General features: G+C 73.5%; 21 protein-coding genes. 7 read left to right on the forward strand and 14 right to left on the reverse strand.

Translation table 11 applies throughout. The features are described 5' to 3' along the window. Positions 1-219 precede the first annotated feature (219 nt). Entirely contained in the window at positions 220-2298 is a 2079-nt protein-coding gene (locus BU197_RS11305; protein WP_188268106.1) for a PhoX family protein, read from the forward strand. Positions 2299-2338: 40 nt separating this feature from the next. On the opposite strand, the gene BU197_RS11310 is transcribed toward BU197_RS11305, so the two are convergent. From BU197_RS11310 to BU197_RS11335, 6 genes are all read right to left on the reverse strand, one after another. Next, positions 2339-3328, reverse strand: coding sequence for a hypothetical protein (locus tag BU197_RS11310; protein WP_188268107.1), 990 nt, complete (start codon positions 3326-3328; stop codon positions 2339-2341). 13 nt (positions 3329-3341) lie between these two features. Next, on the reverse strand, positions 3342-4820 hold the full coding sequence (locus BU197_RS11315; protein ID WP_188268108.1) for an APC family permease: 1479 nt from the start codon (positions 4818-4820) through the stop codon (positions 3342-3344). A 415-nt stretch (positions 4821-5235) separates the two neighbouring features. Then, positions 5236-7218, reverse strand: coding sequence for an FUSC family protein (locus BU197_RS11320; protein WP_188268109.1), 1983 nt, complete (start codon positions 7216-7218; stop codon positions 5236-5238). A gap of 45 nt (positions 7219-7263) precedes the next feature. Continuing rightward, the gene (locus BU197_RS11325) at positions 7264-7500 is read right to left on the reverse strand and encodes a DUF2630 family protein (RefSeq protein WP_188268110.1); all 237 of its coding nucleotides are present in this window, start codon (positions 7498-7500) and stop codon (positions 7264-7266) included. A 92-nt stretch (positions 7501-7592) separates the two neighbouring features. Beyond that, a complete protein-coding gene (locus BU197_RS11330; protein WP_188268111.1) occupies positions 7593-8024 on the reverse strand; it encodes a hypothetical protein in 432 nt (143 codons plus the stop codon). Between the two features lie 14 nt (positions 8025-8038). After that, positions 8039-8494 carry a hypothetical protein gene (locus BU197_RS11335; RefSeq protein ID WP_188268112.1) on the reverse strand — a complete coding sequence of 152 codons (456 nt, stop codon included), beginning with the start codon at positions 8492-8494 and terminating at the stop codon, positions 8039-8041. Between the two features lie 261 nt (positions 8495-8755). Here BU197_RS11335 and BU197_RS11340 point away from each other — a divergent pair, with 261 nt between their 5' ends. Continuing rightward, positions 8756-9160, forward strand: coding sequence for a hypothetical protein (locus BU197_RS11340; protein WP_188268113.1), 405 nt, complete (start codon positions 8756-8758; stop codon positions 9158-9160). A 109-nt stretch (positions 9161-9269) separates the two neighbouring features. On the opposite strand, the gene BU197_RS11345 is transcribed toward BU197_RS11340, so the two are convergent. From BU197_RS11345 to BU197_RS11355, 3 genes are all read right to left on the reverse strand, one after another. Next, the gene (locus BU197_RS11345; RefSeq protein WP_188268114.1) at positions 9270-9704 is read right to left on the reverse strand and encodes a universal stress protein; all 435 of its coding nucleotides are present in this window, start codon (positions 9702-9704) and stop codon (positions 9270-9272) included. Between the two features lie 61 nt (positions 9705-9765). Continuing rightward, a complete protein-coding gene (locus BU197_RS11350; protein WP_188268115.1) occupies positions 9766-10389 on the reverse strand; it encodes an FMN reductase in 624 nt (207 codons plus the stop codon). Positions 10390-10392: 3 nt separating this feature from the next. Next, the gene (locus BU197_RS11355; RefSeq protein ID WP_188268132.1) at positions 10393-11505 is read right to left on the reverse strand and encodes an LLM class flavin-dependent oxidoreductase; all 1113 of its coding nucleotides are present in this window, start codon (positions 11503-11505) and stop codon (positions 10393-10395) included. A gap of 195 nt (positions 11506-11700) precedes the next feature. Between BU197_RS11355 and BU197_RS11360 the strand changes: the two genes are divergently transcribed. The 3 genes from BU197_RS11360 to cobM all read left to right on the forward strand — a co-directional run bounded on the left by BU197_RS11360 (position 11701) and on the right by cobM (position 14037). Then, on the forward strand, positions 11701-11865 hold the full coding sequence (locus tag BU197_RS11360) for a DUF6126 family protein (protein WP_188268116.1): 165 nt from the start codon (positions 11701-11703) through the stop codon (positions 11863-11865). Between the two features lie 126 nt (positions 11866-11991). Continuing rightward, positions 11992-13212 (forward strand): precorrin-6y C5,15-methyltransferase (decarboxylating) subunit CbiE, encoded by a 1221-nt coding sequence (gene cbiE / locus BU197_RS11365; protein ID WP_188268117.1) that lies wholly within the window; start codon positions 11992-11994, stop codon positions 13210-13212. A 75-nt stretch (positions 13213-13287) separates the two neighbouring features. Further along, on the forward strand, positions 13288-14037 hold the full coding sequence (gene cobM, locus BU197_RS11370) for a precorrin-4 C(11)-methyltransferase (protein ID WP_188268118.1): 750 nt from the start codon (positions 13288-13290) through the stop codon (positions 14035-14037). Between the two features lie 33 nt (positions 14038-14070). On the opposite strand, the gene BU197_RS31460 is transcribed toward cobM, so the two are convergent. Further along, positions 14071-14145, reverse strand: a complete 75-nt coding sequence (locus BU197_RS31460; protein WP_372460710.1) for a 50S ribosomal protein bL37 — start codon at positions 14143-14145, stop codon at positions 14071-14073. 86 nt (positions 14146-14231) lie between these two features. Between BU197_RS31460 and BU197_RS11375 the strand changes: the two genes are divergently transcribed. Beyond that, positions 14232-14927 (forward strand): hypothetical protein, encoded by a 696-nt coding sequence (locus BU197_RS11375; RefSeq protein ID WP_188268119.1) that lies wholly within the window; start codon positions 14232-14234, stop codon positions 14925-14927. On the opposite strand, the gene BU197_RS11380 is transcribed toward BU197_RS11375, so the two are convergent. Together BU197_RS11380 and BU197_RS11385 are read right to left on the reverse strand one after the other, a co-directional pair. Beyond that, positions 14912-15481: a GNAT family N-acetyltransferase gene (locus BU197_RS11380; protein WP_188268120.1), complete on the reverse strand. Its 570-nt coding sequence runs from the start codon at positions 15479-15481 to the stop codon at positions 14912-14914. The genes BU197_RS11375 and BU197_RS11380 overlap by 16 nt on opposite strands. A 195-nt stretch (positions 15482-15676) precedes the next feature. Continuing rightward, a complete protein-coding gene (locus BU197_RS11385) occupies positions 15677-16810 on the reverse strand; it encodes a cobalt-precorrin-5B (C(1))-methyltransferase (protein ID WP_188268121.1) in 1134 nt (377 codons plus the stop codon). 12 nt (positions 16811-16822) lie between these two features. Here BU197_RS11385 and BU197_RS11390 point away from each other — a divergent pair, with 12 nt between their 5' ends. Then, a complete protein-coding gene (locus tag BU197_RS11390) occupies positions 16823-17584 on the forward strand; it encodes a cobalt-precorrin-6A reductase (protein ID WP_188268122.1) in 762 nt (253 codons plus the stop codon). Positions 17585-17611: 27 nt separating this feature from the next. Here the strand turns inward: BU197_RS11390 and BU197_RS11395 are convergent, their stop codons facing one another. Next, a complete protein-coding gene (locus BU197_RS11395; RefSeq protein WP_188268123.1) occupies positions 17612-18085 on the reverse strand; it encodes an NUDIX domain-containing protein in 474 nt (157 codons plus the stop codon). A 108-nt stretch (positions 18086-18193) separates the two neighbouring features. Beyond that, positions 18194-19111, reverse strand: coding sequence for an FkbM family methyltransferase (locus tag BU197_RS11400; RefSeq protein WP_188268124.1), 918 nt, complete (start codon positions 19109-19111; stop codon positions 18194-18196). Positions 19112-19158: the final 47 nt, after the last annotated feature.

Raw genomic sequence — 19158 nt, forward strand, 5'->3', positions numbered from 1 at the left:
GTCCGTACGGGCGTTTCGGGGCTTTCATCCCTGGCCAGGACGGATACGTAAGGTTAGCGGCCGTCCTGTCCCTCTCCGGTGACCCGGTCGCCCACGGCCGCTGTGCGTTCACACGTCGTTCACCCCGCCGCCGTCCCCGGGCAGACGTGCGGCCCTAGCGTCGCGGCCGAAGCAATCCCGACACCAGGGGCGGCGCGGTCCGCGCCCGAGGAGGACGAAGTGCGCAAGCTGCTGCCGCTGTTGAGCACCCACCCGCACGGAGGCGGCCGTTCCGCTCTCACGTGCCGTTACCGCTGCGGTGACGCCTGTTTCCACGAGGTGCCCAACACCAGCGCCAACGAGTACGTCGGCGACGTCATCGCGGGCGTCCTCTCGCGCCGGTCCGCCCTGCGCGCCGCCGCCCTCGTGACGGTCGCCTCGGCTGCGGGCGGCGCCCTCGCCCTCGGCACCGCCCCCGAGGCCTCCGCCCACCCGGCGAAGCCCGGGAAGGGACAGGGGAACGGCAACGGTCACGGTCACGGCAAGGCCGACGGCGCCCGCGGGCTGCGCTTCACCCCGGTCGCGCCCAACACCGCCGACCAGGTCACCGTCCCCGCCGGCTACTCCCAGAACGTGGTCATCCGCTGGGGCGAGCCCATCCTGCGCGGCGCGCCCGCCTTCGATTCCGAGAAGCAGTCGGCGAAGGCCCAGGCCGGTCAGTTCGGCTACAACAACGACTTCCTCTCCCTGCTGCCGCTCCCCGGCGAGCACGACCGGCAGGTCCTCGTCGCCAACCACGAGTACACCGACGAGAACCTGATGTTCCGGGGCTACGACCCCGCGAACCCGACCCGCGAGCAGGTCGAGATCGCCTGGGCCGCGCACGGCCTCTCCGTCGTCGTCGTCCAGGAGGAGCGCCGTACGGGCAAGCTCACCCCGGTCGTCCGCCACCGCCTCAACCGGCGGCTGCACACCACCAGCCCGTTCGAGGTCACCGGTCCCGCCGCGGGAAGCGCGCTGCTGCGCACCTCCGCCGACCCGAGCGGACGCCGGGTCCTCGGCACCCTGAACAACTGCGCGGGCGGCACCACCCCGTGGGGCACGACCCTGCACGGCGAGGAGAACTTCAACCAGTACTTCGCCAACGGCTCCAGCGCCACCGACAAGCGCTACGGCATCGGCACCGGCGCCACCGAGCGCAAGTGGGAGCGGTTCGACAAGCGCTTCGACCTGAAGCAGGAGCCGAACGAGGCCCACCGGCACGGCTGGGTCGTCGAACTCGACCCGTACGACCCCGACTCCACGCCCCGCAAGCGCACCGCGCTCGGCCGCTTCAAGCACGAGGCGGCGCAGCCCCGGCTCACCGACGACGGGCGTCCGGTCGTCTACATGGGCGACGACGAGCGCTTCGACTACTTCTACAAGTTCGTCTCCTCGAAGCGGATGAAGAAGGGGAACTCGCGCGCCGCCCGCGAGCACAACCTGACCCTGCTCGACGAGGGCACCCTGTACGTCGCCCGGCTCACCGGCGACTCCCCGGCGGCCGAGATCGACGGCACGGGCAAGCTGCCCTCCGACGGCGAGTTCGACGGCACCGGCAGCTGGATCCCGCTGGCCACCGGGAACGTCTCGCACGTCCCCGGCATGAGCGCCGAGGAGGTGTACGTCTTCACCCGGCTCGCCGCCGACAAGGTCGGCGCGACGAAGATGGACCGCCCCGAGGACGTCGAGCCGAGCCCCCGCACCGGCCGCGTGTACATCGCCCTCACCAACAACACGGACCGCGGCAAGCCCGGCAAGGCGCCCGCCGACGAGGCCAACCCGCGCAACCTCAACAAGCACGGCCAGATCCTGGAACTCGCGGAGAACTGGGACGACCCGGCGGCCGACGGCTTCGCCTGGCGTCTCTTCCTGGTCGCGGGCGACCCGAACGACCCGGCCACCTACTTCGCGGGTTTCCCCAAGGAGAAGGTCTCCCCGATCTCCTGCCCGGACAACGTGGCCTTCGACCCGCACGGCAACCTGTGGATCTCCACCGACGGCAACCAGCTCGGCTCGCACGACGGGCTGTTCGGCGTGGCCACGCACGGCGAGCGGCGCGGTGAGCTGAAGCAGTTCCTGACCGTGCCGAGGGGCGCCGAGACCTGCGGTCCGCTCGTCCAGGACCGCCGGGTCCTGGTCGCGGTGCAGCACCCGGGCGAGATCGACGGCGCCTCCGTCGAGAAGCCCGCCTCGGTCTGGCCCGACGGCCCCGGCAGGATCGTCCGCCCGTCGGTGGTGGCGGTCTGGCGCACGGACGGCGACGACATCGGCGTCTGAGCCCCCAGCGGTACGGCACGGCCCGGGGGTGGAGAAACCTTTACTCCACCCCCATGGCCTGCCGGAACCTTCCGAACTGCTCCTCGGGGTCCCCGGTGTAGGCCCAGGGCACCCACGCCGCCCGCGCCCCGAGCATCCCGAGGAGCTCCCGGGCCAGCTCCCGCTGGCCCGCGTAACAGGCCGCGTGCGCCAGGAAGTTGAGTTCGGCGACCTCCTCCGGGGCGACCGGCAGACCCGGCTCCCGGCCGCCGATCCAGCGCGCGTGCGTCCGCCGCAGCTCGGTGACCGCCAGCTCGTGTTTCCAGTGCTGGTCGAAGCCGCGCACCGGGCCGCGCCCGTGCGCCCCGTCCGCGATGTACCGGTACTCCTCGACCCGGGCGACCTGGACGAGCACCGGCAGCGGGGAGCCGGGCGGCGCCACGCCCGCCGCGTCGCGGGCGAAGTCGTACATGCTGCCGTGCGTGCCGTGCCACCGTGCCGACCAGTAGCGCAGCACCTGGATGTGCCCCTCCGTGTTGTACGGGTCCCGGCGCCGCAGCTCGTCGAACCAGCGCCGCAGGTCCCGGCGCGGCACCCCGCCCGCGTACAGCCGGGCGACGGAGAGCAGCGACACCCACGGCATCGGGTCGGCGGGCGCCGCCTCGGCCGCGCACCGGCAGGCGTCGACGGCGGAGTCGATCCGGGCCCGGTCGACGACGGCGCCCCGGCCGGCCGCGATGGCCGCGTCGAAGACCCGTACGACCTCGGTCGCCGCCCGCAGCACGGCCGCGTCCGGGTTGCCCGGTTCGGCGGCCCGCCAGGTCTCCACGGTGGAACTGCCCGCGGCCGCGTGCGAGAGCAGCCGCAGCCGGTGGGTGCGGCGCGCCCAGTGGTCGCCGGTGGCGGCGAGCAGGTCCCGTACGCCCTGCCAGCGGCCGATGACGATGTCGTGTCGGGCCTCGGTCAGTGCGCGGTCCCCGAAGTCCGGGTCGAAGTCGGGGGTGAACCGGGCCGCGCGCGCCGAGCGTGCCGAACGGCGGCGTACGCGCATCGGGGGTCTCCTCTCAGAAGTCCGTGGCGTAGCTCTTGTCCCTGCCGTCCGTGCGCGGACGGCAGGCGGGGACCGAGGCGTCGGCGGCGGCGAGCACGGCGGCGGCGTCGAGCCGGGCCGGGCGGTAGTAGCCGCTGCCCTTGCGCCAGTAGACGAGCATCGGCACGACGCCGAGGAGCAGCCCGCCGAGGCCGATGGTGAGGGCGGTGGTGGAGAGGGCGCCGAGGGACTGGACGAAGGCCCACAGCAGGAAGCCGGAGCCGAACAGCGGCCAGAGCCCGCCGAGGACCAGGTTCCGTACGGAGCGCAGGAGCAGCGAGCGGTAGGCGACGACGGCGGCGAGCCCGGCGAGCCCGTAGTAGAACGCGATCTGGAGGCCGATGGCGGAGACGGCGTCGCGCAGGACCTGCTGGAGGGAGCCCTTGGCCGCGGCGGCGGCCGTGAACATGAGGAGGGCGGCGGCGCCGACGGTGAGGACGGCGACCCACGGGGTGTTCCAGCGGCGGTGCACGGCGCCGAGCGCGGCGGGCAGGGTCCGGTCGCGGCCCATCGCGAAGAGCGAGCGGGTGACCTGGAGGAGGGTGGTCTCCAGGGTGGCGACGGTGGAGAGGAGGACGGCGACGACGAGGAGCTTGCCGCCGACGCCGGGCCAGATCTCCTGGCCGAGGACGGCGAGGATGTTGGGGCCCGCCGCCCGGATCTCCTCGGCGGAGAGCAGGATGTTCACGGAGACGGTGAAGGCCATGAAGAGCAGGAAGACGAAGCCGACGCCGACGAGGGCGGCGAGCCCGGCGGTGCGCCTGCTGTTCCTGGTCTCCTCGCTGAGGTTGCTGGTGACGTCCCAGCCCCAGTAGTAGAAGGCGGCGATGAGGGCTCCGGCGGCGAAGCCGTGGGTCCCCTCGAAGCCGTCGACGGCGAACCAGGACCAGTCGAAGGCGGTGGCCCGCCCCCGGTGGACGACGGCGGCGAGCACGAACCCGCCGAGGATCAGCATCTCGACGCCCGACAGGACGAGCTGCGCCCGCACGGTCAGCCGGGTGCCGCCGAGGACGATGAGCAGCATGACGAGGAACCAGCCCGCGCCGACGAGGGCGGAGAGCGTGGTGTCCCCGGCCAGGTCCTGGTCGAGCAGGGAGAGCGTGAGCGATCCGGCGGGCAGCGAGCCCGCCACCATGAAGACGGTGGCGGCGAAGACGAGGGCCCAGCCGCAGAGGAAGCCGAGGAAGGGGTGGAGGGTGCGGCCCACCCAGGAGTATCCGGCGCCCGCGTTGACGTCGATCCGGCCCAGGCGCGCGTAGGCGAGGACGATGCCGAACATGGGGACCGCGCAGTAGAGCAGGGCGCCGGGTCCCGCGTAGCCGACGGCGCTGAAGAGGACGGCGGTGGTCGCGGTGAGCGAGTAGGCGGGCGCGCTGCCCGCGACGGCCATGACGATGGTGTCGAAGGTGCCGAGGACATTGGGCTGGAGCCCTCTGTTCGTGGTGGTGCGCATGGCGGGTCCTCGGGGCGCGGCGGTCCGGCGGGGGTCGGGCGGTGGTCGGGCCTTGGTCGGCCGACGGTCGGGCGGTGGTCGGGCCCTGGCCGGGTGGCGGGTCAGGCGGTGGTCGGGCCTCGGTCAGGGCGGGGTCGGGTGGCGGTCGGGCCGGGGTCGGGCGGTGGTCGGGCCTCGGTCAGGTCAAGGCCAGGCCGGGGTCAGGCCGGGGTCAGGCCTTGGCCAGGTCGGGGCCGGGCCTTGGTAGGGCAGGGCGAAGTGGCCCGTCCGCCCGACCGGTTGCCGGGGACGGTGGGCGCGGATCACGGTGGGTCGAGCGCATCGTAGTCGCCCGGTGCGCGGACGGTGACGGCGGTGGGGAGGGTTCCGTTACGTGACCGTCGGTAAGCCCCTGCCGGAGACCGCCGGAGCGGGGTCATCGCAGGTCGGGGCCGGTGATGGCGCGGGCGGCCCGGACCTCGTGGCGCAGCGGCGCGAGGACTCCGTTCTCGTCGCCGGGCAGCTCGGCGCGTACCTCGGTGAGGGTGGCGCTCGCGCGTACGCCCTCGGCGAGTCCGCGCAGCTCCCGCTCGACGGCGGCGACCTCGGCGGGCGCGGGCGGGGGCGCGCCGTGGTCGACGCGGATCCGGGCGGCGGTGGTGGCGTCCACGATCCGTTCGACGGCGACGACGAGCGGCCACCAGGCGGCGGCGCGGGGCCCGGTGGGCGGCGGTTCGGTCAGGGCGCGCTGGAACTCGGAGCGTACGGCGGACAGGTCGCGGTAGAGCTTGCGGCGGGCCCGCAGCCGCGCGCCCCGGGCGGCGGGGTCCGCGGACTCGGGCGTGAAGGCGCGGGCCACATAGGCGGCGGTGTCGGTGACGGAGTCCGCGAGGCGGTCGCCGATGCGGGTGTGCCAGGACTCGGGCCAGAGCAGGTATCCGGCGATGAGCGCGATGCCGCAGCCGATGAGGGAGTCGTACAGGCGGGGCAGGACCAGGTCGAAGCCCTGCCGGTTGAGGGTGTCGGAGAGCAGCAGGATGACCGGGGTGATGGCGGCGGTCTGGAAGGCGTATCCCTTGGCGGAGAAGGCCGGGATGAGGGCGGCGAGCACGCACATGACGGGCACGTCCCACCAGCCGCGCGGGACCTCGGCGAGGACGAGGGCGGCGAGGACCAGGCCGAGGGCGGTGCCGAAGGCGCGGAGCACGGCGCGCGAGAAGACCGAGCCGAAGTCGGGTTTGAGGACGAAGGTGACGGTGAGGGCGACCCAGTAGGAGCGGGGGACGGGGATCAGCGAGACGAGTGCCTGGGCGAGTCCGATGCAGAGGGCGAGCCGCAGCCCGTACCGCCAGGACGCCTCGGAGAACAGGACGGTGCGGGCGGCGCGGCGGGCGCGGACGCCGAGCGCGGCGGGTCTGCCGAGCCGGTCGTCGACGTTGTACGGGTCGGGTTCGGCCTTGAGGACGATGGTGGCGGCGTGCCGCAGGGCGTGGTCGACGGCCTTCTCCGCGGGCCGTTCGGCGGGGGGCAGGGCGAGGTCGGGGGCGCCGGTGCGGGCCTCCTCGACGGCGTCGGCCAGCTCCCGTACGGCCGCCGGGACCGCTTCGGGCAGGGGGCCGTGCAGCAGGGCCCTGAGGTGGGCGGCGGGGGCGGCTTCGACGAGCGGGATGACCACGTTGAGCTGGGCGAGCAGCCGGACCAGGGAGGACGAGCGGCCGTGCCCGCGCGTGCGGTGGGCCAGGATCAGATCGTAGGACTGGTTGAGGGAGGCGGTGACGGCCTGTCGTTTCTCCTCGTACGCGGGGGTGCCGGTGGCCTCGTAGAGGTCGGCGACCGTGCGGTAGGTGGCGGCGACGGCGGCGCGTTCGGGGGCGGCGCGGCGGAAGGGCCAGCCGAGCAGGGTCAGGGCGAGGACGAACAGGCCGCCGAGGGTGAGCAGGAGCGGCGCGGTCCACCAGGGCGAGGGCATCGGCAGTCCGGCGCCGACGACCGCGTTGAGCAGCAGCAGAAGGCCGGAGACCGAGGCGACCGCGCCGATCGAGGAGATCATCCCGGAGACCAGCGCGACCAGGGTGAGCGCGGCGACGGCGAGCCATCCCTGACCGAAGACGAGGGTGCCGAGGGTGACGCCGAGGGCGCCGAAGAGCTGCGGGACGGCGATGTTGTAGATCCGCATCCGGTACGCGTCGGCGGTGTCGCCGATGACCCCGGAGAGGGCGCCCATGGAGACGAGCGCCCCGTAGGCGGGCTGCCCGGCGGCGAGTCCGACGGCGATCGGCACGGAGAGGGCGACGGAGGCGCGCAGGACGGCGGCGCGGGGGATCGGCGCGGGGCCGGGCCGCAGCCCGGCGGTGAGCCAGCCGGGCGGGCCGAGCCGTACGGGCCGGGGCGGCCGTGGGGGACCTGCGGGTCGTGCCATGTCCACCAACGTACGTCCGGCGGGGGCGGGGTCCCGCCCCGGGTCTCAGTTGCGGTAGGACTCGACCTCGCCGGCCGGGCGGACGGCGGCGCTGTCCGGGTCCTCGCCGTACTCGGCCTTGGCGCGGCGCTGGCGCAGCAGGTCCCAGCACTGGTCGAGCCGGACCTCCAGCTCGGTCAGCCGGGTCTTCTCCTCGGGGAGGAGGCCGCCGGTACGCCCGCGCAGGGCCCGCTCCTCCTCCACGAGCGCGCCGATGTCGTCCAGGATCTGCTCGTCTTTCATGGTTCAAGCGTGGCGGACGAGCGCGGTCCCCGCAGGTCGAGAGCGGGGAGGCCACGGGGGGGCGGGGAGGACAGGGTGAGTGCGGGGAGGTCTCAGTGCCGCAGGGCCTGGGAGACGTCCGCCTTGATCTCGCCCGAGAGGGTCCGGTTGCTGCGGGCCGTTCCGGTCTTGGAGCCGTGCGGGGGGACGCCGTCGATGCCGAGGACGACCGAGTCGAGGAAGTTCCCCTGGGCGTCCCGGAAGGTCACCAGGACCGTGTAGTCGGCCTTCTCGTCCTTGGGGTTGGCGGCGGTGACGTCGGCGACCGTGCGGTCCCCGTCGGCGCGGGCGGGCCCGGCGCTGACGTCCTTGGTGGCGTTCACCCCGTCCTTGATCTCGTTCATCTTCTGCTGCGCCGCCGAGGCGACCGCCGCCGTGGCGGTCGCGAAGGCGTTGCCCGCCGTCTCCCTGGCCTCGTCGCAGCCGGTGAGGGCGAGTACGGCGGTGGCGGCGAGGACCAGGGCGGTGCCGGTGGTGCGTCTCATGGGTCGCTCCCGCCTCAGATCTTCATCGCGTTCTTGCCGTACGTGTCGTCCGTGGCCAGCGCCCAGATCACGAAGACCGAGATGGACATGGAGAAGAGCGCCCACCAGGGCTGGTACGGCAGGAAGAGGAAGTGGAGCAGGATGTTGAGGGCGGCGAGCGTGATGCCCGCGACCCGGCCCCACCCGGCGCCCATGAGGATGCCGAAACCGGTGACCGCGACGATGACGCCGAGGACCAGGTGGATCCAGCCCCAGGTGGTGAGGTCGAACTTGAAGACGTAGTCGCCGAGTCGGGCGTAGATGTCGTTCTCGGCGATGCCCGCGACGCCCTGGAAGACGTCCATGACTCCGGTGACCAGCATGAGGACACCCGCGAAGAGGGTGCCGCCCGCTGCCCAGGCGTTGTCCGCGGGGGGCTGTTCCGGCGCGTGCGGGGGCGGCGGCGGTGGCGGTGGCGTGTTCTGGGTCATGTGCTCATCCTCGGAGCGGCGGGGCGTTCGCGAACGCCGGGCGGGACCGTTCGGGTGAGGAGCCGGATTTCGCTCGCGGTCCGGCTCGCCCCGGCTGCCCGGTCCGCCGGTCCGGTCCGGTCCTCCGTCGCCGCCCGGTCCGCCGCCTGATCCACTTGCGGGCGCCCGGTCCCGGGTGTGCCCTGGAGGGTGCGGGACCAGAGGGCCGGGGCCCTTCCGGCCGTCCGGCCGGGTCCGGCCCGAGAGGCGAAGGAGTCTGCCATGGCCGCACACGCAGAGGTGCCCCTGAGGCGCCCGTTCCGACCGCACGGCTGGCTTTTCCCGGCCGTCGTGGGCGTCTTCTACGGCCTGTACGCGACGACGGTGGCCCGCCACGGCGGCCCCGCCACCCTGGGCCAGCTCTGGCTCGGTCTGCTCTCGGCGGCGCTGCTCGCGGGCGGGATCCACGCCCTGCGGCGCTACGGCCGGGCCTTCCACCGGGAGGCGCGCTCGGCCGCCTGGGGTGTCCTGACGGGCGTGGCGGTCGGCTTCCTGTACAGCCTGTCCGGAGCGAGCGTCTTCTCCTCCAGCGGTCTGGGCCTGGCGTTCGCCGGGCTCGCCGGGGTGGGCGCGTACTACCTCTTCTACACGCACGAGGACGCGGAGGGGCATCCCGCGCCGTACTGACCGGCGAGGGGGCATCCCGCGCCGTACTGACCGGCGACCCGTGCGCGGACGCGTCGGCGCCCCGGGCTCAAGGCTCCGGGGCGCCGACGCGTACGGGTGTATCGGGAGGTCAGTCGTCCTCGCCGCCCCGGACCACGACCACCGGGCAGGGCGCGTGCTGGGTGACGTGGGTGGAGACCGAACCGAGGACGGCGGCCTTGAAGCCGCTGTAGCCGCGGTCGCCCACGACCAGCAGGTTCGCGCCCCGGGCCGCGTCGAGCAGCGCCTGTGTGGGGTTGCCGCCGATGACCGTGCGGGTGGCGGCGGCGGCCTGCTCGGGGGTGAGGGCCTGGCTCAGGGACTCGTCGAGGATCTGCTGCGCCAGCTGCTCGGGATCGAACTCCGCCGGTACGCCGGGCATGAGCGTCGCCCACGAGGCCGGGTACTCCCAGCCGATCACCGTCTCCAGGGTGTCTCCGGTGAGGGCGGCCTGTCCGGCCGCCCACTTCAGCGCCTTCAGGGAAGGCGCCGATCCGTCCACGCCCACCACGATCCTGCCGGCCATCGCCGACCTCCGTTCGCTGTACGGCACATATGAACCATGCGCCTCCAACGTAACAAAGAGATCAATCCAGGCGGAGGTCGGCCAGCTGCTTCTCGAAGGGAACGACCTCGTCGGCCTCCTCGGCGCGTTCCGGACGGGCCGCGACCGCCTCGGCGAACTCGACGCCCGCGCGGGTGATCCGGCCGGGCAGCCCCTCGGTGTACTCGTCGCCTCCGGTGCCCCAGTCCTCCGAGGCCGCGTAGACCCCGGTGGGGACGGTCTGGGCCCGCAGATAGCCGAAGAGCGGGCGCAGGGCGTGGTCGAGGACGAGCGAGTGCCGGGCGGTGCCGCCGGTGGCCCCGATCAGGACCGGGGTGCCGGTGAGCGCGGCGGGGTCGACCAGGTCGAAGAACGACTTGAACAGACCGCTGTACGAGGCGGTGAAGACCGGGGTCACGGCGATGACCCCGTCCGCGCCGGTCACCGTGTCGATCGCCGTGCGCAGCTGCTCGGAGGGGAAGCCGGTGACGAAGTTCTTCGCGATGTCGACGGCCAGGTCCCGCAGTTCGACGACCTCGACCTCGACGGCGTACTCCCGCTCGGCCAGCCGGTAGCGGGCGGCCTGGAGGAGCCGGTCGGCGAGGAGCCGGGTGGAGGACGGGGAGCTGAGCCCGGCGGAGACGGCGACCAGTTTCAGGGTCCGCATGGCTCAGACCTCCTCGGGGGTGTCGGACCGCTCGGCCTGCTCGGGGTGGCGGGCCGTGACGGCGGGGTGGAGCGGGGCGGACTCGGGGACGCCGGCCGGGCGCAGGTTCGCGAACTCCTTGCGGAGCACCGGCACGACCTCCTCGCCGAGGATGTCGAGCTGTTCGAGGACCGTCTTGACGGGCAGTCCCGCGTGGTCGATCAGGAACAACTGGCGCTGGTAGTCGCCCACGTAGTCGCGGAAGGAGAGGGTGCGCTCGATGATCTCCTGCGGCGAGCCGACGGTCAGCGGGGTCTCGCGGCTGAACTCCTCCAGGGAGGGGCCGTGGCCGTAGACCGGCGCGTTGTCGAAGTACGGGCGGAACTCCCGTACCGCGTCCTGGGAGTTCTTGCGGATGAAGACCTGGCCGCCGAGGCCCACGATGGCCTGCTCGGGGGTGCCGTGGCCGTAGTGCGCGTACCGCTGCCGGTAGAGGCGGACCATCTTCTCGGTGTGCTGCTTGGGCCAGAAGATGTGGTTGGCGAAGAACCCGTCCCCGTAGTACGCGGCCTGCTCGGCGATCTCGGGGGAGCGGATGGAGCCGTGCCAGACGAACGGCGGGACGCCGTCGAGCGGGCGCGGGGTGGCGGTGAAGCCCTGGAGGGCGGAGCGGAACTTGCCCTCCCAGTCGACCACGTCCTCCCTCCACAGCTTGTGCAGGAGCGCGTAGTTCTCGATGGCGAGCGGGATGCCCTGGCGGATGTCCTGCCCGAACCACGGGTAGACCGGGCCGGTGTTGCCCCGGCCCATCATCAGGTCCACGCGTCCGTCGGCGAGGTGCTGGAGGGTCGCGTAGTCCTCGGCGATCTTCACCGGGTCGTTGGTGGTGATCAGGGTGGTCGAGGTGGAGAGGATCAGGTTCTCCGTACGGGCGGCGATGTGCCCGAGGAGGGTGGTGGGGGAGGAGGGCGTGAACGGAGGGTTGTGGTGCTCCCCGGTCGCGAAGACGTCGAGCCCGACCTCCTCCGCCTTGAGCGCGATGGCGACGGTGTCCTTGATGCGCTCGTGCTCGGTGGGGGTGCGGCCGGTGGTGGGGTCGGTCGTCACGTCGCCGACGGTGAAGATCCCGAACTGCATCGTGCTCACCTCTCGCCTTCCTTGTCCGCCTCGGGTCTCCCGGGGCTATTGGTTGAACCTTAAACCATCCCGTCCAACCGTGCGACCCCCTTTCCTATTCCGCGCCTCCCTCTTCCACGCCCCCCTCCCATTCCGCGCCTCCGCGACCGGTTCCGCGCCCCGGGGCGGCGCCGGTCCGCCCGTACCCTGGTACGCATGACCGAACAGGCTGACGCGCGCAAGGAGCGCCGGGCGAGCGACTACGAGCGCTGGAAGGAACGCGGAGTGATGCTCCGCGTCTTCGTGTACGTCTTCGCGACCCACGCCTTCGCGGGCTTCGTCTGGCTCCTCTTCTACGTGGGGGAGCACGCGAAGAAGTGACGGCGGGGTCCCGGCGCCGGGACCCGCCCCCGGAATCCCCCGGAATCCCCCCGGGTTCCGCCCAGGTTCCGCCCCGGGTTCCGCCCCGGAAGGGCCCGACCGCACTCGTCACGTAGAGTCGCCGACGTGAACGGTGAGATAGCGGTCGTCGGAATCGGCGCGGACGGCTGGGACGGACTCCCCGAGGGCTCCCGCCGCGTCCTGCGCGCCGCCGAGGTCCTCATCGGCGCCCCCCGGCAGCTCGACCTGCTCCCCGCCGGGGACTGCCCCGGCACCCGCGTCACCTGGCCCTCCCCGCTCCGCCCCGCCGTCCCCGGCCTGATCGCCGCCCACGAGGGCCGTGCGATCGCCGTCCTCGCCAGCGGCGACCCCTCCTTCCACGGCATCGGCCGCACCCTCGCCGAGACCCTCGGCGCGGACCGGCTGCGCGTCCACCCGCACCCCTCCTCCGTCTCCTACGCCTGCGCCCGCCTCGGCTGGCCCCTGGAAGGCACCGACACCGTCTCCCTGGTCGCCCGGCCGCTCGCCGCGCTCGGCGCGGTCCTGCACCCCGGGCGCCGCCTCCTCGTCCTCGGCGAAGGGCCCGAGACCCCCGCACGGGTCGCCGCCCTCCTCCGGGAGACCGGCTGGGGCGGCACCCGCGTCCGCGTCCTCGAACAGCTCGGCGGCCCCCGCGAACGGCTCCTCGACGCCACCGCCGCCGACTGGCCGCACGAGCGGACCGACGCGCTGCACGTCCTCGCCCTCGACTGCGTCCGCGACCCCGGCACCCTCCGGCTCGGCACCGTCCCCGGACTCCCCGACGAGGCGTACGAGCACGACGGACAGCTCACCAAGCGGTACGTGCGCGCCGCCACGCTCGCCGCCCTCGCCCCCGCGCCCGGCGAACTCCTCTGGGACGTCGGCGGCGGCTCCGGCTCCATCGGCATCGAGTGGATGCGGGCCCACCGCGACTGCCGGGCCATCGCGGTCGAGAAGTCCCCCGAGCGGGCCGCGCGCATCACCCGCAACGCCGACGCCCTCGGCGTCCCCGCGCTCCGCGTCGTCACGGCCCCCGCCCCGGCGGGGCTCGCCGGGCTCGACACCCCCGACGCGATCTTCATCGGCGGCGGGCTCACCGCCCCCGGTCTCCTCGACGCCTGCTGGGACGCGCTGCCCGAGGGCGGCCGGCTCGTCGCCAACACCGTGACCCTGGAGTCCGAGGCGCTGCTCGCCGCCCGGCACCGCCGCCACGGCGGCGAACTGGTCCGGCTCGCCGTCGCCGCAGCCGTCCCCGTCGGCGGCTTCACCGGCTGGCGCCAGGCGATGCCGGTCACCCAGTGGTCCGTCACCAAGGAAGAAGCCTGATCGTGGCGGAAACGGCCTGATCGTGGAAGCGAACGCCTGATCGCGGAATGAACGCCTGATCGTGGAAGAGGAAGCATGACCGTCTACTTCATCGGCGCGGGTCCCGGCGCCGCCGACCTCATCACGGTGCGCGGTGCCCGGACGCTCGCCGCCTGCGGGGTCTGCCTGTACGCGGGCTCCCTCGTCCCCGCCGAACTGCTCGCCGAGTGCCCGCCCGGCGCGCGGCTCGTCGACACCGCGCGGATGGACCTCGACCAGATCGTCGCCGAGATCACCGCCGCCCACGCGGCGGGACAGGACGTGGCCCGGCTGCACTCCGGCGACCCGTCCGTCTTCAGCGCCATGGCCGAGCAGATGCGCCGACTGGACGCGGCGGGCATCCCGTACGAGGTCGTCCCCGGCGTCCCGGCGTTCGCCGCCGCTGCCGCCGCGCTCAAGCGGGAGCTGACCGTGCCCACCGTCGGGCAGACCGTCATCCTCACCCGCATCGCCCAGCAGGCCACCCCGATGCCCGAGGGCGAGGACCTGGCGACCCTCGGCCGCAGCGGCGCGCTCCTCGTCCTGCACCTCGGCGCCCGCTACGCCGACCGGATCGTCTCCGAACTGCTCCCGCACTACGGCGCCGACTGCCCCGCCGCCGTCGTCGCCCTGGCCTCCCGCCCCGACGAGATCGTCCTGCGCGGGACCCTCGCGGACATCGCGGAGCAGGTGAAGGAGGCGGGGATCACCAAGACCGCCGTCATCCTCGTCGGCCGGACGCTCGCCGCCTCGGAGTTCCGCGACAGTCACCTCTACGACCCGGCCCGGGACCGCCACGGCTGCTGAGACGGTCCCGGGGCCGAACGGATCAGGTGCGGATCAGGTGTTCGGCCGCTTGCCGTGGTTCGCGCCCTTCTTCTTCCGGGCCCGGCGCTTGTTGCCCCGCTTCGACATGGCGTTCCTCCCTGCGTTTTCGTGAGGGTTTGCCCTGGAAAGCCTAGATTCGGCGGGTGGGGGGCGCATGTCGGCGGCCGGGCCGGATGCGGTCTCATGGACCCGTGACCGTTTACGACGTGGCCCGCGCACTGCCGGGCATCGAGGAACTGCGCGACCACTCCCGGGGGCTCGCGATGCTCGACGCCGTCCTCAGCCCCGAGTGGGAGGGCCGGTACTACTCCTACGACGCGCACTGGTCGCCGGCCGAGCAGCTGGCGTCCATGAGGGACGGCGAGGGCGGCGAGTACACGATCGTCCTCTCCCCGGCGGGCGCCTTCGCCCGGGTCTTCGACCACGAGTCCCCGCTGAGCCCGTACGGGCCCCTCGCCGACGGCGCGACCTGGCCCGGCGTGCTCGACGGGGTCCCCGAGGCCTTCCGCGAGTACCTGACGGAGCCCGCGTTCACCGACGAGGACGACGTCCACGTCACCACCGCCTGCCTGTGGCGCGAGACCGGCGACACCGCCTGGCGCACCGGCCCGGTCGACTTCACGGACGTCGAGGACCACCCGGACCCGGACGGCTCCGCCCGCTTCCTCCACCTCCTCGTCGACCGCACCCCCGAGGCGTACGCGACCTGGGCCGCCGACTTCTACGAATGCCCGGTCGACCTCGAAGCCGTCCGCCACGTCCTGGCCCTGCGCCCCCTGACGGCGGAGACCGTCGCGGCACTCAACCCGGAGACCACGCTCACGGCCCTGGCGGAGGACATCGCGGAGATCGGCTACCCCACCGCCTGACGGGCCGCCCACTCCGGCGCGAGAATCGACATCACCGTCGCGTCCACCCGCTCGCCCGCCCACAGCAGGGCCCCGCGCAGCACGCCCTCGGCACGGAAACCGGCCTTCTCGTAGATGTGGCGGGCGCGCGGGTTGAAGGCGTAGACCTCCAGCCAGACGCGGTGGAGGCCGAGGCCCTCGAAGGCGTGCCCCAGGATCAGCCGGGTCGCCTCCGTGCCGAGCCCGCGACCGGTGCCCGCCGGGGTGAAGCAGATCCGGAACGCACAGCTCTCGTTGGGCTCGTCCCACTCGTTGAGCACGACCTCGCCGACGACGGCGCCCGTGGCCCGCTCCACCACGACGAGGTCGAGCCGGTCGTCCTGCTCGCCCCGGGACCCGTACCAGCGGCGTAACGCCGCCTCGCCGAAGACGGTATGCATTCCGGTGAGCCGGGCGGTCTCCGGGTCCTGGAACATCGGCGACAGCGCGGCCACATCGTCCTCCGCCGGAGGACGCAGGACCACCAGGTCCCCGGTGAGGGTGGGCTTGTAGGAGAAACGGGTGCACTCGGTCATCGAAGGATTCTGCGCCGGACAGGGGGCGGACGTCATGGAGATTTCCCAGGACGCGTCCCGGACCTCGTCACCTCCGGCCCCCGCCACGGCCCGGGGGACGACGTCCGGGTGTCGGGGGCCCGCTCCAGGAGGACGATGTCCGGGACCCGGCACCCCGCCCCAAGAGGACGACGTCCGGGTGCCCGGGGCCCCGCTCTAGGAGGACGACGGCCGGGGGCCCGCCAGGGACGAGCGGCCCACCACCGTGCCCGCGCGGTCGATACAGATCACGTCGACCGCCACCGGTGCGCCCCGCAGGACGCTCAGGGCCTCGTCGCGGGCACGGGCGGCGACCAGGTCGCCGAGGGGGACGCCGGCCGCCTCGCAGAGGCGGAGGGCCGCCAGGCCCGTGTTCGCGGCGGCGACCTCCGCCGCGAGGGCCTCGCCCGCGCCGCCCGCCCGCGCCAGCTCCGCCAGGAAGCCCTTGTCGACCTGGGAACGGGCCGAGTGCAGGTCCAGATGGCCCGCCGCCAGCTTGGAGAGCTTGGCGAAGCCGCCGCAGAGGGTGAGCCGGTCGACCGGGTGGCGGCGGATGTACTTGAGGACGGCGCCCGCGAAGTCGCCCATGTCGAGCAGGGCGATCTCCGGCAGCTCGTACAGCTCCGTCACCGTCCGCTCCGACGTCGAGCCGGTGCAGCCCGCCACATGGGTGAGGCCGCCCGCACGGGCCACGTCCACACCCCGGCGGATCGAGTCGATCCACGCCGAGCAGGAGTACGGGACCACGACCCCCGTCGTGCCCAGGATCGAGAGCCCGCCCAGGATGCCGATGCGAGGGTTCCACGTGAAACGTGCGATCTCGGCGCCGTCGTCGACGGAGATCGTGATCTCGACGTCGCCGCTCCCGCCGTGCGCCGCCGCGACCTCCGCCACGTGCTCCCGCATCAGCTGCCGGGGCACCGGGTTGATCGCAGGTTCGCCCACGTCGAGGGGGAGTCCGGGCAGGGTGACCGTGCCGACGCCCTCGCCCGCCCGGAAGACGACACCCGAGCCCGCCGGGAGGAGCCGTACGGTCGCGCGGATCACCGCCCCGTGCGTCACGTCCGGGTCGTCGCCCGCGTCCTTCGTCACCGCCGCCATCGCCGTACCGTCCGCGAGGGACTCGGCGGTCAGCGCGAACGAGGGCCGCTGCCCCTTCGGCAGCGTCACCGTCACGGGGTCGGGGAAGTCCCCGGTCAGCAGCGCGGTGTACGCGGCGGTGGTCGCCGCCGTCGCACAGGCACCCGTGGTCCAGCCGGGGCGCAGGCCGGTGTGCTTGAGTTGGGCCTCACGCCCGCCGCCAGACGTCACGAAGGGGCTCCTGTGCACATTCTCATTCTCGGGGGCACCACCGAGGCCCGCGCCCTCGCCGGGCTGCTGCACGCGGAAGGCCGCCCCGACCTGCGGGTGACCAGCTCGCTCGCGGGCCGGGTGGCCCGCCCCCGACTGCCCGAGGGCGAGGTCAGGATCGGCGGCTTCGGGGGTGTGGACGGGCTCGTGGAGTGGCTCGGCGGGCATGCCGTGGACGCGGTCATCGACGCCACGCATCCCTTCGCCGGGCGGATCAGTTTCAACGCGGCACGGGCGGCCGCCACCGCCCATGTTCCCCTGCTGGCGCTGCGCCGCCCCGGCTGGGTCCCGGCCGAGGGTGACCGCTGGCACTCCGTACCGTCCCTGGAAGCGGCGGCGGAGACGCTCGACGGCCTGGGCGACCGGGTCTTCCTGACCACCGGCCGGATGGGGCTCGCGACCTTCGCGGGGCTCCCGCAGTGGTTCCTGGTCCGCTCGGTCGACGCCCCCGAAGGCCCGGCCCCGGCCCGCACCGAGCTGCTGCTCGACCGGGGCCCCTTCACCCTGGACGGGGAACGGGACCTGCTGGCCCGGCACCGGATCGACGTCGTGGTGACGAAGGACAGCGGAGGCGCGGCGACCGCCCCGAAACTCACCGCCGCCCGCGAGGCAGGCCTCCCGGTCGTGCTGGTCCGCCGCCCCCCGGCCCCGGGGGGCGTCCCGGTGGCGGAGACGGCGGGGGAGGCGGCGGGGTGGGTGTCGGGGGGTTTCCGGGCGGCGGCTTTGGGCGGCTGAGGGCGGTGGCGGAGGGAGGCGGTCGCGTCATTTGACGGTCTTCGACCACCCGTGACACGAGAAGGCCGGACCACCGTTCCCGTACGCGGTCAGGGCTTGCAAGGTGGTCGGGAACGCGGGCTCCGGAAGGCGGCTCGCGGTGACCCATCGGGCCTCCAGGTGCTTGTCCGGTTCGGTGTTGGTCGGTTCGCCGGTCCAGGTGTCGGTGGCGAAGACGAAGACGATGAGCTGGCCGGCCTGGTCCCAGCCCTGTTCGACGTGGACGACGTGGACGAGGGCGAGGTCGGCCGGGTCGACGAGCAGGCCGGTCTCCTCCTTGAGTTCGCGGGCGGCGGCCTCGTCGAGGGCTTCGCCGGGTTCGGCCTTGCCGCCGGGGAGGGTCCAAGACGGCTGCGGGGACCAGTTGCGGGCGGCGTAGTGCACGGCGGCGATCGTGTCGGTGTCCTTGTCGTGGACGATCACGCAGACGGCGTTGCGGCTGTTCATCACGCTGGTGTTCATCGCGGTGCCCCATCCGTGGAGACGTGCCGGAAGGTGGTGCCGGTCGGTGGTCCGGGCGGCAGGCTCGGGGGTCGACCTGACCTGCCGCCCGGAATGCGGGGACGGTGTTCAGCGCCCGGTCGTGAGGCGGTCGGCGTCGGTGCGGGAGAAGACCAGGTCGGTCATGTCCCTCGGGGGCTCGGTGCACCGGACGGGCGGCTGGGGGCGGCGCATGGCCTGGGGGTAGGTGGCCGGGTCGTAGTCGTTGGTGAGCGTGTACGCGTGAAAGCCGTGTGCGCGCAGGGTGTCGAGGATGCCGGCGGCGCTCTCACCCTGCTTGGCCAGGAGCCTCGGGGTGACTTCCAAGACGAGTTCCGCGTCGTCACGCAGGTGCGGGAGCGCGGGCAGGAGCCCGCGGATCGCGGCTGCTTCGGCGCCTTCGACGTCGATCTTGATGACCCGGGCGGCGGCGAGTTCGGCCCGGCTGATCAGGTCGGCCAGGGGTGCGGTGGGCACCTCCACGGTCTCGTGGACGTGGCGGGGGCGGATGGCGGTGGTGTGGCCGAGGTTGGCCGGGTCCTCCAGGTAGAGGGGCAGGGTGCCGTGGGTGTCGGAAGCGGCAGAGCGGACGGCCCGGATGTTGGTGCGGTGGTTGGTGGTGGCCGCGGTGGTCAGGTTGTCGTGGAAGCGGGGGTGGGGCTCGATGGCGACGACGCGGCCGTGGGCGCCGACGGCGTGGGAGGCCAGGAGGGTGAACGCGCCTCGGTGGGCTCCGACGTCGATGAAGGTGTCCCCGGGGCGGAGCCGGTCGCGGAGGAAGGCGCTCAGGTTCGGTTCCCACTCGCCGAACAGGTATTGGTAGCGCTGGATGACGTCGCTGGTGGTGATGGTGACCGTGTCGCCGGTACGCAGCCGGGCGGTGGTGTGGAGGGGGTGGGTGCGCAGGTGCTCGTCGAGGAAGCGGCCGACGAGCCGGGCCTTGCCGAGGGTGCCGGGAGCGTGGCGGACGTAGGCCCGTAATGCGCGGGCGAGGGCGGAGGCGGACATGGGCGACTCCTTCGTACGGCGGCCCGGGAACGGGGTCCTGGGCCGGC

This window comes from Streptomyces sp. CBMA291 (assembly GCF_014596525.1).
Classification (GTDB): domain Bacteria; phylum Actinomycetota; class Actinomycetes; order Streptomycetales; family Streptomycetaceae; genus Streptomyces.

Coding starts and splice junctions, on each gene's coding strand:
- BU197_RS11340 (WP_188268113.1), top strand. CDS start 8,756: ATGGCCGCACACGCAGAGGTGCCCCTGAGGCGCCCGTTCCGACCGCAC.
- BU197_RS11375 (WP_188268119.1), top strand. CDS start 14,232: ATGCGGTCTCATGGACCCGTGACCGTTTACGACGTGGCCCGCGCACTG.
- BU197_RS11395 (WP_188268123.1), bottom strand. CDS start 18,085: ATGAACACCAGCGTGATGAACAGCCGCAACGCCGTCTGCGTGATCGTC.
- BU197_RS11315 (WP_188268108.1), bottom strand. CDS start 4,820: ATGCGCACCACCACGAACAGAGGGCTCCAGCCCAATGTCCTCGGCACC.
- BU197_RS11360 (WP_188268116.1), top strand. CDS start 11,701: ATGACCGAACAGGCTGACGCGCGCAAGGAGCGCCGGGCGAGCGACTAC.
- BU197_RS11345 (WP_188268114.1), bottom strand. CDS start 9,704: ATGGCCGGCAGGATCGTGGTGGGCGTGGACGGATCGGCGCCTTCCCTG.
- BU197_RS11325 (WP_188268110.1), bottom strand. CDS start 7,500: ATGAAAGACGAGCAGATCCTGGACGACATCGGCGCGCTCGTGGAGGAG.
- BU197_RS11380 (WP_188268120.1), bottom strand. CDS start 15,481: ATGACCGAGTGCACCCGTTTCTCCTACAAGCCCACCCTCACCGGGGAC.
- BU197_RS11335 (WP_188268112.1), bottom strand. CDS start 8,494: ATGACCCAGAACACGCCACCGCCACCGCCGCCGCCCCCGCACGCGCCG.
- cobM (WP_188268118.1), top strand. CDS start 13,288: ATGACCGTCTACTTCATCGGCGCGGGTCCCGGCGCCGCCGACCTCATC.
- BU197_RS11350 (WP_188268115.1), bottom strand. CDS start 10,389: ATGCGGACCCTGAAACTGGTCGCCGTCTCCGCCGGGCTCAGCTCCCCG.
- BU197_RS11330 (WP_188268111.1), bottom strand. CDS start 8,024: ATGAGACGCACCACCGGCACCGCCCTGGTCCTCGCCGCCACCGCCGTA.
- BU197_RS11400 (WP_188268124.1), bottom strand. CDS start 19,111: ATGTCCGCCTCCGCCCTCGCCCGCGCATTACGGGCCTACGTCCGCCAC.
- BU197_RS11355 (WP_188268132.1), bottom strand. CDS start 11,505: ATGCAGTTCGGGATCTTCACCGTCGGCGACGTGACGACCGACCCCACC.
- BU197_RS11320 (WP_188268109.1), bottom strand. CDS start 7,218: ATGGCACGACCCGCAGGTCCCCCACGGCCGCCCCGGCCCGTACGGCTC.
- BU197_RS11310 (WP_188268107.1), bottom strand. CDS start 3,328: ATGCGCGTACGCCGCCGTTCGGCACGCTCGGCGCGCGCGGCCCGGTTC.